The 14,829-nt window shown below is 71.2% G+C and carries 8 protein-coding genes; 4 read left to right on the top strand and 4 right to left on the bottom strand.

Features of this window, described 5'->3' with window-relative positions; all coding sequences use genetic code 11:
* Positions 1-2: 2 nt before the first annotated feature.
* Entirely contained in the window at positions 3-1,655 is a 1,653-nt protein-coding gene (locus ACFSE6_RS05450; protein WP_388003159.1) for an ABC transporter substrate-binding protein, read from the bottom strand.
* 241 nt (positions 1,656-1,896) lie between these two features.
* Between ACFSE6_RS05450 and ACFSE6_RS05455 the strand changes: the two genes are divergently transcribed.
* The gene (locus tag ACFSE6_RS05455) at positions 1,897-2,712 is read left to right on the top strand and encodes a helix-turn-helix transcriptional regulator (RefSeq protein WP_388003162.1); all 816 of its coding nucleotides are present in this window, start codon (positions 1,897-1,899) and stop codon (positions 2,710-2,712) included.
* On the top strand, positions 2,709-3,905 hold the full coding sequence (locus tag ACFSE6_RS05460; protein ID WP_388003165.1) for a MalY/PatB family protein: 1,197 nt from the start codon (positions 2,709-2,711) through the stop codon (positions 3,903-3,905). The genes ACFSE6_RS05455 and ACFSE6_RS05460 overlap by 4 nt, the downstream gene beginning before the upstream one ends.
* A 154-nt stretch (positions 3,906-4,059) precedes the next feature.
* Here ACFSE6_RS05460 and ACFSE6_RS05465 read toward each other — a convergent pair whose 3' ends face one another.
* Positions 4,060-6,228: a hypothetical protein gene (locus tag ACFSE6_RS05465; protein ID WP_388003168.1), complete on the bottom strand. Its 2,169-nt coding sequence runs from the start codon at positions 6,226-6,228 to the stop codon at positions 4,060-4,062.
* Positions 6,225-9,107, bottom strand: a complete 2,883-nt coding sequence (locus ACFSE6_RS05470; protein WP_388003171.1) for an MMPL family transporter — start codon at positions 9,105-9,107, stop codon at positions 6,225-6,227. Before ACFSE6_RS05470 ends, ACFSE6_RS05465 begins: the two co-directional genes overlap by 4 nt.
* Before the next feature lie 132 nt (positions 9,108-9,239).
* Here ACFSE6_RS05470 and ACFSE6_RS05475 point away from each other — a divergent pair, with 132 nt between their 5' ends.
* A complete protein-coding gene (locus ACFSE6_RS05475) occupies positions 9,240-9,905 on the top strand; it encodes a TetR/AcrR family transcriptional regulator (protein ID WP_388003174.1) in 666 nt (221 codons plus the stop codon).
* Positions 9,906-9,917: 12 nt separating this feature from the next.
* Here ACFSE6_RS05475 and ACFSE6_RS05480 read toward each other — a convergent pair whose 3' ends face one another.
* Positions 9,918-11,285, bottom strand: a complete 1,368-nt coding sequence (locus ACFSE6_RS05480) for a S8 family peptidase (RefSeq protein WP_388003177.1) — start codon at positions 11,283-11,285, stop codon at positions 9,918-9,920.
* A 247-nt stretch (positions 11,286-11,532) separates the two neighbouring features.
* Here ACFSE6_RS05480 and ACFSE6_RS05485 point away from each other — a divergent pair, with 247 nt between their 5' ends.
* Positions 11,533-14,802, top strand: a complete 3,270-nt coding sequence (locus ACFSE6_RS05485) for a GH116 family glycosyl hydrolase (protein ID WP_388003180.1) — start codon at positions 11,533-11,535, stop codon at positions 14,800-14,802.
* Positions 14,803-14,829: the final 27 nt, after the last annotated feature.

Here is a 14,829-nt window from a genome sequence, read left to right on the forward strand (position 1 = left end):
GATCACTCCGACAGGTAGGCGTCGTAGTAGATCGGGTAGCCCTCCGCGTCGAACCGCAGCCCTTCCAGACCGTTCAACGCGACGCTGTAGGTCGGCACGTAGATGCCCACCGACCTCGCCTCCTCGATCACCTGCTGCTGCACCCGCTGGTAGGCGTCCGCCCGCGCCGCGTCGTCGGTGGCCTCCTGGCCGGTCGCGAGCGCCTCGGTGATCTCCGGGACGTCGGTGCGGCTGAAGTTGAAGCCGCTCTGTCCCGGCTGCGGCTGGAACGCCGGGTCATACATCTGAAACAGCACGTTCGGGTCGACGGCCACCAAGGACAGGCCCAGGACGTCGTACGCCCCCTCCTGCTGGCGGGTCTGGAGCTGTGCGGTCTGCTCGAACAGGACCTCGACGTCGAAACCGACGGCTTCGAGGTTCTCCTCGAAGAAGGTCGCCAGGTCCTGGCGCTTCTCGCGGTTGGGTGATCCTTCCGCGTAGACGATCTCCAACCGCTCGCCGCCCTTGGTGCGTACGCCGTCGGCGCCTTCCGACCACCCGGCGTCCTCGAGGAGCTGCGCGGCCGCGGCGGGATCGAAGTCGAAGGAGCCCTCGACGCTCTCGTCGTAGTCGATCGTGGGTGGGCTGAGCGGTCCCCAGGCGCGTTCCCGTGCGCCCATGTACAGCGCCTCGACTGCGGAGTCGATGTCGAGGGCAGCTCGCGCCGCCTGCCGCACTGCCTGGTCCTCGAATGGGCCGTCGGCGGTGTTGAAGTGCAGCTGGTACGGCGCGCCCGACTGGGTCGTGGCGACATACATGAGGTTGGGGTCGTTCTCGACCGCGGCGACCTCTTCCTCGGGGACGGCGCTGATGCCGTTGACCTCCCCGCCGCGTACCGATCCCATGCGCACCGTGGAGTCGGCAACGATCTGAAAGGTCATCTCCTCGAGGTGCGCCGGTCCGGAGTGTTCGGCGTTCCCGGGGGCCCAGTCGTAGTCGTCGTAGCGGCTGAGGACGACGCGGTCGTTGGGCGTGTAGGACTCGATCCGGAACGGGCCGGAGCCGACCGGGGCGAGGGTGTAGTCCTCCGGGGTTGTCGACTCGGCCGCTGCCGGCGAGTTGAGCCCGAGGAAGGGCGAGGTGAGGTTGTTGAGGAACGGGGCGTACGGCGCCGACATGGTCACGACCGCCGTCGTCGCATCCGGCGCCTCGCACGACTCGTACGGACCGATCAGCCCGATCGCGTATATCGACGCCGTGTCCGGGTCTTTGATCCGGTCGAGGTTGTAGCAGACGGCATCGGCGTCGAACGCCGTGCCGTCGTGGAAGGTGACGTCCTCGCGGACGGTGAACGTGTACGTCAGACCGTCCTCGCTCACCGCCCAGTCGGTGGCCAACCACGGCTGGAGTTCACGGTTCTCGTCGAGGTAAAGGAGGTTGTCGAACACCTGCCGGATGACGCGGGCGTCCTGCGCAGCGGGAGTGACGTTGGGATCGAACCCGAGAAAGGGCGAGTCCACGGCGAACGTCATCGACCCGCCCTCGACCGGCGCTCCGCCTTCGCCGGCGGCAGCACCGGCGTCGGCGGCGCCGGAGCCGTCGGCACCGGAACATCCGGTGAGTGCGAGCACCGTGACGGCAAGCATGCCGATGAGGGAACGGCGTGTCGAGAGCATGATTCCTCCAGCAGGTCGTCGGCGGCGAAGCACCGAGAGAGATCGCTGCATCAAGCCGGTGACCCGGCGTTGTCGAGGAACGTACACTGGCTGTTGACTGCTACAAGCTCTTGTTGAGAGCTGCAACAGACATTTGATGGTCTTGTAACGCAGTGGCAACAGCGCGCCGTGAAGGTGAGAGCGATGCCGCGCCTCGCGGGGTGAGATAGGGGACGGCATCGTGTCCCAGGAGGGGGAGCGAATGAGCGACATCACGCACGACGTCGCCATGACTCCGGACGAAGTACGCGGCGCCCGGGACGGTAACGGCGCAGCCGTGCAGGGCGGCGGACCCGACGAACGGTCTCATCTCATCGCGTTGTTCGCGGGCATCGTCGAGCCGCTGGGCCAATCCCTGCCCCCGTCCGCCGAGGTGGTCCTGCACGACCTCAACCAGTTGCCGAACTCCATCGTCGCCGTGCACGGCGACGTCACCGGCAGGCGTGTGGGCGACCCGGCCACCGATCTCCTGCTGGAGCAGGCCTCCACCGGGGAGTTCCGGGACATGGTGGGGTACCGCACGCAATTGATGGACGGCCGGACATTGCGGTCGACCACGATGATCGTGCGGACCTCCGACGGCGTGCCCGTGGCGGCGTTGTGCCTCAACTCGGACACGACCGCGTGGCAATCGGTGGAGCGGATCGCCCGCGCCATGATCGGACGGGGGCCGGAGGACGAGAACGCGCGGTCGGCGCCGTCCGCATCTGCGGCGGACGACCGGAGTACCACCGAGGTCTCCGGTGAACTGTTCGCACACGACGTCGACGAGTTGGCAGCCCATCTCATCCACCAGGCGATCCGCGACCAGGACGTGCCGGTCGACCTGATGCGTAAGGAGCACAAATTGGCGGTGGTCCGCGACCTGAAGGCACGGGGGTTGTTCATGCTCCGTGACGCCGTCGAGATGATTGCCGGGTCACTTCAGGTCACCCGGTTCACGATCTACAACTACCTGAACGAGATCGGTGACGAGCCGGGCGAGCAGCGCCCGGCACGACGAAAGGCGACGCAGTGACCCAGACCAACTCGACGGCACCTCCCTCGCAGCTCACAGCCCAGTTCGACGCGATCACGATCGATCAGCTCCGTGAGGTCGGTGGCGTGAAGTGGACCGCGTTCCCGGACACCATCGGGGCCTTCGTCGCCGAGATGGACTTCGGGACGGCACCGGCCGTGAGCCGGGCGCTGCACACAGCGGTCGACCAGGGACTCACCGGCTATCTGCCGGCAGCCGTCTCGGAGCGCATGTCGCTCGCCTGCGCGGCCTGGCAGCAGACCAAGTACGGCTGGGAGGTCCCCGCCGAACGCGTGCGCCCGCTCCCGGACGTCTTGGCAGGACTCGTGGCCGCGATCGAGCACTTCTCCGCCGACGGCGCACCGATCATCCTCCCGACCCCTGCATACATGCCGTTCCTGACCCTGCCCACGGTGCTCGGGCGCGAGATCATCCAGGTGCCGATGGCACGGGACGGCGGCCGGTACGTCTACGATCTCGACGCCCTGGACGCGGCGTTCTCGGCCGGCGGGAACCTCCTCGTGCTGTGTAATCCGCACAATCCCGTCGGCCGCGTGCTCGAGCGGGACGAGATGGCTGCGATCGCCGAGGTGGTCGACCGGCACGGGGGCAGAGTGTTCTCGGACGAGATCCACGCACCACTGGTGTTTCCCGAACACCGGCATGTGCCGTACGCGTCGATCTCCGAGACGACCGCGGGCCACACGGTCACGGCGACCTCGGCGTCGAAGGCATGGAACCTGCCGGGGATGAAGTGCGCTCAGCTGATTCTCTCCAACGACGATGACGCGGCGACCTGGGCGAAGCACGGTCACCAGGCCGAGCACGGCGCCGCGACACTCGGGGTGATCGCGAACACCGCGGCCTACACCGCGGGCGGCCAGTGGCTCGACGACGTCATCGCCTACCTCGACGGCAACCGCCGCCGGTTCGGTGACCTGCTCGCGGAGCGGATCCCACAGATCGGCTACACGCCGCCGGAAGGCACCTACCTCACGCTGCTGGACTGCCGCGAGCTCGGGCTCGGCGACCACCCGCAGCGGTTCTTCCTCGAGCAGGCGAAGGTCGCGATGACCGACGGCTCCCTGTGCGGCGAGGCCGCGAGGGGCACGGCCCGGTTCAATCTCGCCATGCCGCGTCCGGTGCTCGAGGAGGCGGTGGACCGGATGGCCACGGCGCTCGAGCGCCGCTGACCTACCCCCAAGCCCGCCGAGTCGTCGCTCATGCGCCGAGTCGTCAACGTGATGCCGAGTCGTCGATTCTGTGCGGCGCGCACGATCGACGACTCGGCACAGATACGACAAGTCGGCACCTCAATGACGACTCGGCGGGAGGGGGTCGGTCCCGTCAGGCGGCGAGGAGCTGCTGGATCCGCACGGTGCGACGGCGGCGCACCGCCAGGACGGTCACGGCCACGCCCGCGAGGGCCCAGACAGCCAGGATCGCCACGGCGCCCCCGAGGCCACCGAGGCCGGGGAAGACCAGGGCGGCCAACGCATCGATCCCGGGCCCGACCGGGAGCACGTCCCGCGCGGTCAGCAGGATCGGCGGCGCCGTCGAGACCACCCCGGTCGCGAGCACAAGCACGGCCACGAGGATGCTCAGTCCGCTGCCGATGTGGCCGAGCACGGCCACCAGGGCCTGGTTGACGGCGACGAAGACCACCGAAACTGCGGCGCCGACCAACGCCAGTCCGACCCAGCCGCCGACGTCGAGTCCCTCCAAACCGGCCAGGATCATGCCCCCGGCCGCGCCGGTGACCGCGCCGATCGCGGCCGGCAGAGCCAGGGCCGACAGGGCGAGGCGGACCAGGCCGCGGGTGGAGCCGAGGACGCCGGTGGGCATCGCCGGGAAGACGACGTAGAGCACCAGCGCCCCCAGCCAGAGCGCGAGCACGGTGAACAACGGTCCCACCGCGCCGGTGTCGAGCGTCTCGGTATCGGGACCGCTGACCGGATCGGAGGCGACCGAGGCCAGGTTCTGCCGCTCGGACTCGCCGTAGCTGGGGACCTGCTCGGCGGCCTGCCCGATCCCGTCGGCGAGCTCATCGGTGCCGCCGGCCAGCTCCTGGACCCCGGACGCGAGCCCGTCGGTCCCGGTGGCCAGTTCGCCGGTGCCGTCGGCGAGCTGGAGGGCGCCGGTGTGCAGTTCGTCGACCCCTGAGGCGAGACCGTGGGCGCCACTCGCGAGCTGATCGGCGCCGCCGGCCAGCTCGTCGGCCCCACCGGCGACCTCGGACGCGCCGCCGGCGAGCTGGTCGAGCCCACCGGCGAGGTCCTCGGTTCCACCGGCGAGCTGCTGGGCACCGGCGGCGGACTGCTCCATACCGGTGGCGAGCTCGTCCGCGGAGGCAGCCATCTGTGACAAGCCCTGGGCGAACGCGCTGATCGGCGTGTCGTCCGGGGACTGGGGCACGGCCGCGACAGCGGTTTCGAGCTGGTCGCACAGCTCCGGTGTGGCCGCCGGGTCGCACGCGGCCGACGCCTGCTCCAGCGCCGTGGCGAGCGCCGCCAGTTCGGCCTCATGCTGGCTGATGGCCTGCTCGACCTGGGAGTTCACGCCGCCGATCTGTCCGGCGAGCTGGCCGAGCCCGCCGGCGAGCTGTCCGGTCCCGTCCGCGAGCTGGTTCGTCCCGTCCGCCCAGCTGTGCAGGTTGCCGGCGAGTTCGTGCGCACCCTGCGCGCTGCCGGCCACGCCGTCGGCCACCTGGCCGGCACCGGAGGACAGCTGACCGGCCCCCTCGGCCAGTCCGTCGGCGCCCGTGGCAAGGTCGTTGGCGCCCGAGCTCAGCTCACCGACGCCGGAGGCCAAGCCGTCGGCGCCGTCGGCCACCTCGTTCGCGCCGGACGCGAGCTCGTCCGCGCCGTCGGCGGCCTCCTGTGCGCCGTCGGCGAGCTGGGTGGCGCCGCCCGCCGCCTCACCGAGCTGCTCGTTGAGCGTCGTGAACCCGACCAGGAGGTTGTCCAGGTACGTCTCGGTCAGCGTCCCGGACAGCACCTCGGTGGCGGTGCCGGCGACGATCTGGGCCAGCGCGTCGTCGAGCACGCGGCCACCCTCGGGGGTGGCGACGTCGATCGTGGCCTGGTGCGCGTCGGCTGCGTCACCGCTGTACGACGTGGCCGCCTCGGAGAAGTCCTCTGGGATGGTGACGACGGCGGAGTAGCTACCGTCGGCGAGGCCGGCACGGGCGCGGTCGGCGTCGGTCAGCTCCCAGTCGTAGTTGGTCGGTGCCTCGTCCCCGTCGCCCGCGGCACCGTCGGTGCCGTCGCCGGACTGGCCGCCGGAGACCAGGCCGGAGGCGAGCTGGCGGCCGAGCGGGACGACCTGCCCGTCGACCTCCACCGGCTCGTCGTGGTTGACGATCGCGGCGCGGACGATGTCCAGCCGCTCCTGCGGCTGCCACAGCGCGGCGAGCAGCAGTCCGAGCACCGCCAGCGGGAGCAGGGTGACGGCGATGATGGTGCCGGGGCCGGGACGGCCGGAGCGGCGGCGGGCGAACGCAGACGTGACGGTCATGCTCGCGCCTCCTGGGTGATCGTGGGCTGGTGGTCCGGTGAAGCGGCGGCCGCGTCCTCGTCGCTGCCGTCGAGATCGAGCACCGGCGCGTCCGTCAGCAGGGCCGGCGGCGCCTCCCCCGCGGCGCCGACGACGACGGCCGTCCCGTCCCGGCGGGCGCGGGCGAAGGTCTCCGCGAGCCGGTCATTCAGTTCCGGCTCGATCGTGGCGTGGTCGACGACGAGCATCCGGGGCCGTGCGGCCAGGGCCGCCTCCACGGCGGCGACGGGGTCGGCCGGTTCGCTCACGACGGCGACGCGACGTCGGACCGCACCGGCTCGTTCGGGCAGGACGAGCCCGGCGACCTTGACGGCACCGGCGTCGGGCGTGAGCCGCCCGGAGACGGCGAGCAGGAAGGCGGTCAGCTCGCGGGCGGAACCGGACCGCACGACGAGCGCTCCGCCCTCGTCGACCCGGACGGAGACCGGGCCGACGACCGGGGCACCGTTCGGGTCGCGCACCTCGAGCCGGTGTGCGACCAACGCATCCCGGGAGTCCTGGGCGGGCCACCCGGACAGCGCGAGCTCGCGGGCCAGCCCCTCCCCCTCGACGTCGAATGACGGCAGCAGGCGATCCAGTTTCCGCGGCATCCACCAGGCTTTGTCCCCGAGAAGAGCGAGGACGGCAGGGACGAGCACCATGCGGACCACGAACGCGTCGACGGCGACGCCGACGGCGAGTCCGAGCGCGATCGGCTTGAGGTTCATGTCGCCCTCGGGCACGAAGGCCACGAAGACGGAGAACATGATGACGGCGGCGGCCGTGACCACCTTCGCCGATCCCTGGAAGCCGGCGGTGATCGCCGCGCGCGCGTCCTTGCCGTGGACGTACTCCTCCCGGATACGCGAGACGAGGAAGACCTCGTAGTCCATGGCGAGGCCGAACAGGATGCCCATGACCACGATCGGCATGAAGCTGATGACCGGACCGGTGCGGGTGACGTGCAGCAGGTCGGCGAAGACGCCGTCGTGGAAGACGAGCGCGACCACACCGAAGGCCGCGCCGACGGAGAAGAGGTAGCCGATACTCGCCTTGATCGGCACGGCGATCGAGCGGAACACCATGGTCAGCAGGAGCAGCGAGAGCCCGACGACGACGACGGCGAACGGCAGCAGCGCGTCCCCGAGCTTCTCGGAGACGTCGATGCCGACGGCGGTGAAGCCGGTGACGGCGATGTCCACGCCGTACTCCTCGCTCAGCTGCGGCCGCAGCTCGCGGATGTCGTGCACGAGCTGCTCGGTCTGCGCAGAGTCGGGCGCGCCCTCGGGGACGACCTGGATGATCCCGGTGTCGGCAGACTCGTTGGGGGTGGCCTGGGGGACGTCGGCGACGCCGGGCAGCTCGCGGATCTCGTCGGCGAGGTCCTCCATGAGCCCGAGCGGATCGTTCGAGGTGATGATCGGGGCGGTGACGATGAGCGGGCCGTTGAAGCCCTCGCCGAAGTGCTCGGCGACGAGGTCGTAGGTGATTCGGGCCTCGTGGTCCTCCTCCAGCACGCCGGCGTCGGGCAGGGCCAGGCGCAGGTTGGCGGCCGGCAGGCTGAGTGCGGCGATCGCGACCACGACCAGGGCGATGGTCAGCGCGGGGAAACGGGTCACGGCGCGGACCCAACGGGTGAAGAAGCTGCTCTCCCGCACGGGCACGACAGGCGTGGTGGGCGTGCCCGTCTCGCCGGTGCCCCCGGCGTCGGCGTCCCCGGCGTGCGCGAACCCACGGCCGGCGGGGGACGTGGCGGCCTGGCCGTTCCCCTCGGCCCGGCCGGCGGCGGCGTGGTCGGCGGCGCGTTCGCGGGCGAGGGCGCGGGCACGGCGGGCCGCCCGGGGGCGCAGTCGCTCACCTGCCAGCGCCAGCATGGCCGGGATGAGGGTGATGGAGACGAGGACGGCGATGCCGACGGCGACGGCGGCCGCGACGCCCATGATGGTCAGGAACGGGATCCCGGCGACGCCGAGACCCACGAGGGCGATCATCACCGTCAGGCCGGCGAAGATGACCGCCGAACCCGCGGTCGCGACGGAGCGGGCGATCGACTCGGTGACCTCCAGGCCGTCGCGCAGCTGGTCCCGGTGGCGGGAGACGATGAACAGGGCGTAATCGATGCCGACGGCGAGGCCAAGCATGACGGCGAGCATCGGCGTCGTCGAGTTGACCGGCCCGAGCGCGGTGGCCGCGAAGATGAGGCACACCGAGATGCCGACGCCGATGAGCGCGTTGATCAGCGGCAGCCCGGCGGCGACGAAGGAGCCGAGGGTGGCCAGCAGAACGATGAGGGCGACGACGACGCCGACGGCCTCCGCGATGCTCATCTGCGGGAACTCGGTGCTGAACAGCTGACCGCCGAGGGAGGCCTCGGCACCGCCCGGCAGGTCGGCGGCGAGGGAGTCGACGCTCTCGCGCAGCGCGTCCTTCGTGGCGTCGGTGATCTCCGCCTGATCGCCGTCGAGCTGGATCGTCAGCAAGGTGGCCTGCTCGTCGTCGCTGATCGAGGCGGGCATGAGGTCGTCGTACGGGGAGGTGACGGCGGCGACCTGGTCCAGGTCGGTGATCTCCTCGACGGCGTCCTCGACCGCGGAGCGCATACCGCCGTCCTCGACCGTCGCTCCGTCCGGCGCGACCACGACGAGCTGCGCCGAGGCGCCGCTGACCTGGGGGAACGTCCCGGCGAGGTGGTCCAGCGCCTCCTGGGACTCGGTGCCCGGGATGGTGACCTCGTTGTCGAGTCCGTCACCGGCGGTGGCGGCGAGAACGCCGACGGCGCCGAGGACCAGGACCCAGCCCAGCAGGACGAACGTGCGGACGCGCACGGCCCAGCGGCCGAGCGAGTACAAGGCAGACGACACGCAGGCTCCCTGGCGACGACGCGACGGTGAGATACAGAGGTGTATCCGATACAGGGACGTATCCGATACAGGAACGTATCCGATACAGTGACGCATCGACAACCCCCTGTCCTCACCTGGGAGGATCACCACATGGCCATCGCAGGCGTACCGGCACCGTCGCCGGACGAACCACCGCTCTCGGCGCGCCGGGAACGCACCCGCGAGCGCCTGCTCGACGCCGCCTTCGACGTCTTCTCGCGCCTGGGGGTGCACGCCGCCTCGATCGAGACGATCTGCGACGCGGCCGGCTTCACTCGGGGGGCGTTCTACTCGAACTTCGCGAGCAAGGAGGAACTGCTTCTCGCGCTCGTGGACCGGCACATGCGCGCCCACCTGGCGAGCCTGGAGGCGACCGTCGACGAGCTGGGTGATTCCGTCGTCGACGACCACGGGGTCCGGCCGGATGCGCTGCGCACCGTGGTGGCGGCCGTCCTCGGTGACCGGGACGATCAGCGCCGCTGGCACCTGGTCCAGACCGAGTTCGAGCTGATGGCCCTGCGGGACCCGCAGATCGGCGCGCAGTACAACGAGCAGCAGGAACGGATCCGGCAGGAACTGCTCGACGCGCTGGGGCGGGTCCTCGCCCGGCTGGGCCTCCGGTTCGTCATCCCCGAGCCGGAGGCTGTCGACATCCTCGTCGGCACCTACGTCTTCGGCGTCCAGCAGGGATTCCTGGCGGGCGGCCAGGAGGCGGACGACGGGGGTGCGGCGGCGCTGCTCGGTCCGCTGACCCAGCTGCTCGTCACCGAGGCCTGAGGTCGAGCTGGGTCAGCGGACCGCGTCGATCGCGTCGGGCACGTTCATCAGGCCCGCTCCGGTGGCGTCCTCGCCCCAGCTGACCGTCGCCGGTCCGCTCGGCTCGAGCACCTCGCGCTGCCCCGCGCCGAGGGGCACCGCGGTCGAGACCAGCGCTTCCTCGGCCGCGGCCTGGGTGAGCTCGGCATTGGCCTGCAGCATGAGCGCGACCGCACCCGCGACGTGCGGGGAGGCCATCGACGTGCCCGAGAGGTAGTAGTAGCTCGTCTGCCCCGAGTTCGTCTGGTACGGACCGAGGACGTAGCTGCCCGGTGCCGCGACGTCGAGGTCCTGCCCAGCGAGCGCGCGCGAGGAGAACTCGGCGATGTAGGCCTCGTCCGCCGTCGTCGGGTCGGTGACGTCCCCGGTGTTCCACCAGCTGTCCGAGGTCCACTGCCCCGTCCAGCCGGAGGCGGCGACGGAGATCACCTCGGGGTAGGCGCCGGGGTACCCCATCCCGGCCTCACCGCTGTTTCCGGCGGAGGAGACGATGAGGACGTCGTGGGCGACGGCACGCTCGACGGCGGCCTGCGTCAGCGCGTCCGGCTCGGGGCCACCGAGGGACATGTTGATGACCACCGGGGCGTCGCCGAGCGCGCCGGAGACCTTGAGATCGGTGACGTAGTCGATGCCGGCCGCGACGACCGAGGACCACCCGGACCCGTTCTGGTTCAGCACCTTGACCGGGATGATCGTGGCTTCGGGAGCGACTCCGGCCACCGCGGAGCCGTCGATGGTGTAGCCGAGGACCGTGCTGGTCACGTGCGTACCGTGACCGTTGACGTCGCGCGCCCACTTGTTCGGCTGGGTGGAGACGCTGCCGCGTTCTCCGCCACCTCCGCCGAAGGCGACGCCGAACTGGTCCGCCACGCGCGAGGCGGCGAAGTAGTGCGGCCAGGTGCGGTGCAGGCCGGTGTCGAGCACCGCGACGTAGACGCCGTCGCCGGTCTCGAGCACCTCGCGCGGGTCGGTCTCCTCGCCTTGGTCGTAGACGTCGATCTGGTCGAGGTTCCAGGTGGCCATCCCGTCGGTGGTGTCCGTGAACGGGCTCTCCTGGACCGGCCCGGTCGAGACCCGCCGGTCCGGGTTCGCGGCGCGGACGAACGGCAGGGCCCGGATGTCGTCCACCTCGGAGGCGGGCACCTTCATGGTCAGCGCGTCGATCTCGGGGTACGTCTCGTGGATGGCGCCGAACTCCGCGAGGTCGGCCCTGGCCTCTGCGGTGAGGTTGGAGTCGAGGACGACGTTGACGCCGATCTGCTGACCGGCAGCCTGAGCGGTCGGGATGACGGCAAGGGTCAGGGCGGCCGCCCCGGCCAGCCCGGCGAGTGCGCGACGCATGCGGTCTCCTTCGTCCTTGGTCCTCGGCCCGTACATCGGATTCCCCCAGGCGGGTCGAACCCGCCCGACCAGGAGCGTAGCGGCAGGTCGGGGGTGCGCGCGGCGGATCGGGCACACCGCGTCGCGGTGCGGCACGAATACGCACGTCGATCGACTTACGGGCGCTCCGCCGCGGACGTTGACAGCTCGCGCCGCCCCCTCTACGTTCGGTAATCGTTTTCTCGTTCAATGGCGACGGAGGGACTCGATGACCAGCCAACGCCCGGTCGACGGCGACCGGAACCCGGCACTGCCCGGCACAGGTCGGACCACAGCGGGTCAGCCCGCCGCGGGTCAGACCGCAGCCGATCCCGGTCCGGGCCAGCCGGCGGGCGGACCGAGCCGCCGCACGTTCATCGCCCTCACGGCCGTCGGCACGGCGGCCGGACTGGCCGTCCCACAGGGCGAGGCGATCGCGGTCCGGTCCCTGCCCCGCACCGACTTCGACCCGGACTGGCTCGCCGGCCTCCGCCGTCGCGGCGGACCGACGGAGTACTCCGGCGCCGCGCTGGAGCGCATCGGGATGCCCGTCTCCGGCGCCACCACCGGACAGGTTTATCTCGCCGGCGACGGCCGTACCTGGCTGTGGGACATCTTCAACGCCGACAGCTTCCGCTACGGCGGGGACGACTGGCAGGGCCAGCACTACGCCACGCCGGTACCGCTCGATCCGGTGTTCACGACGGGCTTCGCCCTGCGCTGGGAGGATGCGGGCGGCCGGCACACCATGCGGCTCGACGCCGCAGACTTCGCCGATGTCAGGTTCCAGGGACGGTACCCGGTGGGCCGGGTCCTCCTCCGTGACCCGCGGTGCCCGTTCGAGGTGAGACTCGAGGCCTTCTCGCCGTTCGTGCCGACGAACGCCGCGGACTCCTCGATCCCGGCCACGATGTTCGAGTACACCCTGCGCAACACGACCGACCGGCCGATCAGCGCGCAGATCGCGGGCGTGGCCGAGAATCCCGTCTGCCTCGACAGCCGGCACACCCAGCCCGTCGACCTGCACTCGTCACCGCTGGAGCTCCCGGGTGTCGCCGGGCTGGTGCACACCGCCGTCGCGGCACCCCCGCCGGAGAACCCGCGACCCGACGTCCTTCTCGAGGAGTGGGACCGCGAGGACTTCGGACCCTGGACCGCGACAGGGACGGCATTTGGCGCCGGTCCGGTCCGTGAGTCCGAGGCGCCGGACTACTTCGTCCGGGAAGGGGACCTCGGCGTCGACGGCACCCGGTTCGTCACCTCCCATAACTGGCGCGACGGCGGCGAGGCCGACGACCACCGCGGCCGCCTGGTCGGTGAGCCACTCACCCTCGAGCGCCGGTACCTGGCCGCCCGCATCGGTGGCGGCAACACCCCCGACGCCGGCCTGCGGGTCGTGGTCGACGGCGAGGTCGTAGCCCGGCTGGCGGGGAACAACTCCGAGATCATGCACCCCAAGGCGATCGACATCAGTGCCTGGGAGGGCCGAACGGCCACCATCGAGCTCGTCGACGAGGCCACCGGCGGCTGGGGGCACGTCAACTGCGACCGGATCTGGCTCACCGACGTCCCCCTCGACCCCAAACCGGTCGAGGACCTGCCCGACGGCGGTACCTTCGCGCTCGCCGCACTCACGCCCGGCGGCCGTGCCCGACCGTCCGTGGCGGCGTGGGCGACGGCGTCCGACTGGTTCGACGCCGCGGACGGTCCGGCCCACGTCGACGCCGGGTCCGCCTCGCTGGCCGGAACCGTGACCGTCCCCGTCGACCTCGCCCCGGGCGAGGAGACCACGGTGCGCTTCGCCCTGGCGTGGCACTTCCCCACGATCGGCGGCCGGTTCGGGTACATCGCCGGCTCCGAGAGCCTGCGTCGCCACTACGGCGAGGTCTACGACGACGCGTCCGACGTCGTCGCCGACCTCGCGGCCCGGGCAGGCGACCTCTCGAGCACCACCCGGGACTTCGCCGCGACGTGGTACGACGAGTCGACCCTGCCGCTGTGGTTCCTCGAGCGGACGCTGATCCCCGCCTCGACCGTCGCCACCGGAACCTGCTTGCGTTTCCACACCGGCCGGTTCTACGGCTGGGAAGGCATCTACTGCTGCGACGGGACGTGCACCCACGTGTGGAACTACGCGCAGTCGATCGCGCGGCTGTTCCCCGAGCTCGAACGCGACGCCCGCGAACGCACAGACTTCGGCACCTCCTTCCACCCCGACACCGGAGCGGTCGACTACCGTGGCGAGGCCGACCGCCGGGTCGCGCACGACGGCCAGTGCGGCAACGTCCTGCGGGCCTACCGCGAGCACCAGATGTCCGCCGACGACGCCTTCCTGCGCCGGATCTGGCCCCAGGTCAAGAAGGCGACCCAGTACCTCATCGGCAACGACGGCGAGCCGGACGGCGTGCTCGAGGGCCCGCAGTACAACACGCTCGACGCCACGTGGTACGGCGAGATCCCGTGGATCACCGGGTTGTACGTCGCGGCGTTGCGTGCCGCCGCGGAGATGGCCGACGACATGGACGACCGGGCCTTCGCCGCGCGCTGCCGCGATCTCGCCGACACCGGCAGCGAGACGCTCGACGCGGTGCTGTGGAACGACCGGTTCTCCTACTACGAGCACCTCGTCGACCCGGCTCATCCCGAGGCCACGAGCTCGAACAAGGGCTGCCACATCGACCAGATGTTCGGCCAGACCTACGCGCACCAGCTCGGCCTGCCGCGGGTCTTCGCCCCCGGGCACTCGCGGGCGGCGCTGGCGACGATCGTGCGGAACAACCACCTCGCCGACGCCCACGCCTACCTCGAGGACTCGGACATCGACGGGGGCCGGGTCTACAGCACCGAGGGCGAGCCGGGCACCGTGATGTGCACCTGGCCCTTCGGCGGCGCGGACATCGCTCCGGGCGACGGCGACCCCGGCCTCGTCGCGTACTTCAACGAGGTGTGGACCGGCCAGGAGTACCAGCTCGCCGCGCACCTCTTCGCCGAGGACATGACCGACGAGGCGCTGGCCGTCACCCGCGCCGTGCACGAGCGGTACTCGGCCGAGAAGCGCAACCCCTACAACGAGATCGAGTGCTCGGACCACTACGCCCGCGCCATGATGGCGCACGCCGTCTACCTCGCCGCGACGGGCTACGAGTACCACGGCCCACGCGGTCACCTCGGCATGGCGCCGCGGCTCGGCGACCCCGCCGACGTGGCCGCCGCCTTCACGGTGGCCGAAGGGTGGGGCCTGTACCGGCAGTCCCGCCGAGGCCATCAGCAGCGCAGCGAGGTCGACCTGCGCTACGGGCGCCTACGCCTGCGGTCGTTCGCCACCCGGGTGCCGGGCCGCCCGGGGACGCGGCCGGTCCGGGCCGAGGTCGACAGCGGCGGCCCGCCGCGGCGGCTCGCGGTGGACGAGGTGACCACGCACGGCGACCGCGTGGTGGTCACCCTCGCCGAGAAGATCGAGCTGGCTGCCGGTGAGACGTTCTCGGTCACCGTGCGGTGAACCGAGCACCCGTGGCACGGTGGTCGG

The sequence above is a fragment of the Georgenia deserti genome (assembly GCF_042680605.1).
GTDB classification, from domain to species: Bacteria; Actinomycetota; Actinomycetes; order Actinomycetales; family Actinomycetaceae; genus Allobogoriella; species Allobogoriella deserti.

Excerpts from the sequence above, each read along its gene's own strand:
- ACFSE6_RS05450 (WP_388003159.1), bottom strand. The coding sequence starts at position 1,655 with ATGCTCTCGACACGCCGTTCCCTCATCGGCATGCTTGCCGTCACGGTG.
- ACFSE6_RS05455 (WP_388003162.1), top strand. The coding sequence starts at position 1,897 with ATGAGCGACATCACGCACGACGTCGCCATGACTCCGGACGAAGTACGC.
- ACFSE6_RS05465 (WP_388003168.1), bottom strand. The coding sequence starts at position 6,228 with ATGACCGTCACGTCTGCGTTCGCCCGCCGCCGCTCCGGCCGTCCCGGC.
- ACFSE6_RS05475 (WP_388003174.1), top strand. The coding sequence starts at position 9,240 with ATGGCCATCGCAGGCGTACCGGCACCGTCGCCGGACGAACCACCGCTC.
- ACFSE6_RS05480 (WP_388003177.1), bottom strand. The coding sequence starts at position 11,285 with ATGCGTCGCGCACTCGCCGGGCTGGCCGGGGCGGCCGCCCTGACCCTT.
- ACFSE6_RS05485 (WP_388003180.1), top strand. The coding sequence starts at position 11,533 with ATGACCAGCCAACGCCCGGTCGACGGCGACCGGAACCCGGCACTGCCC.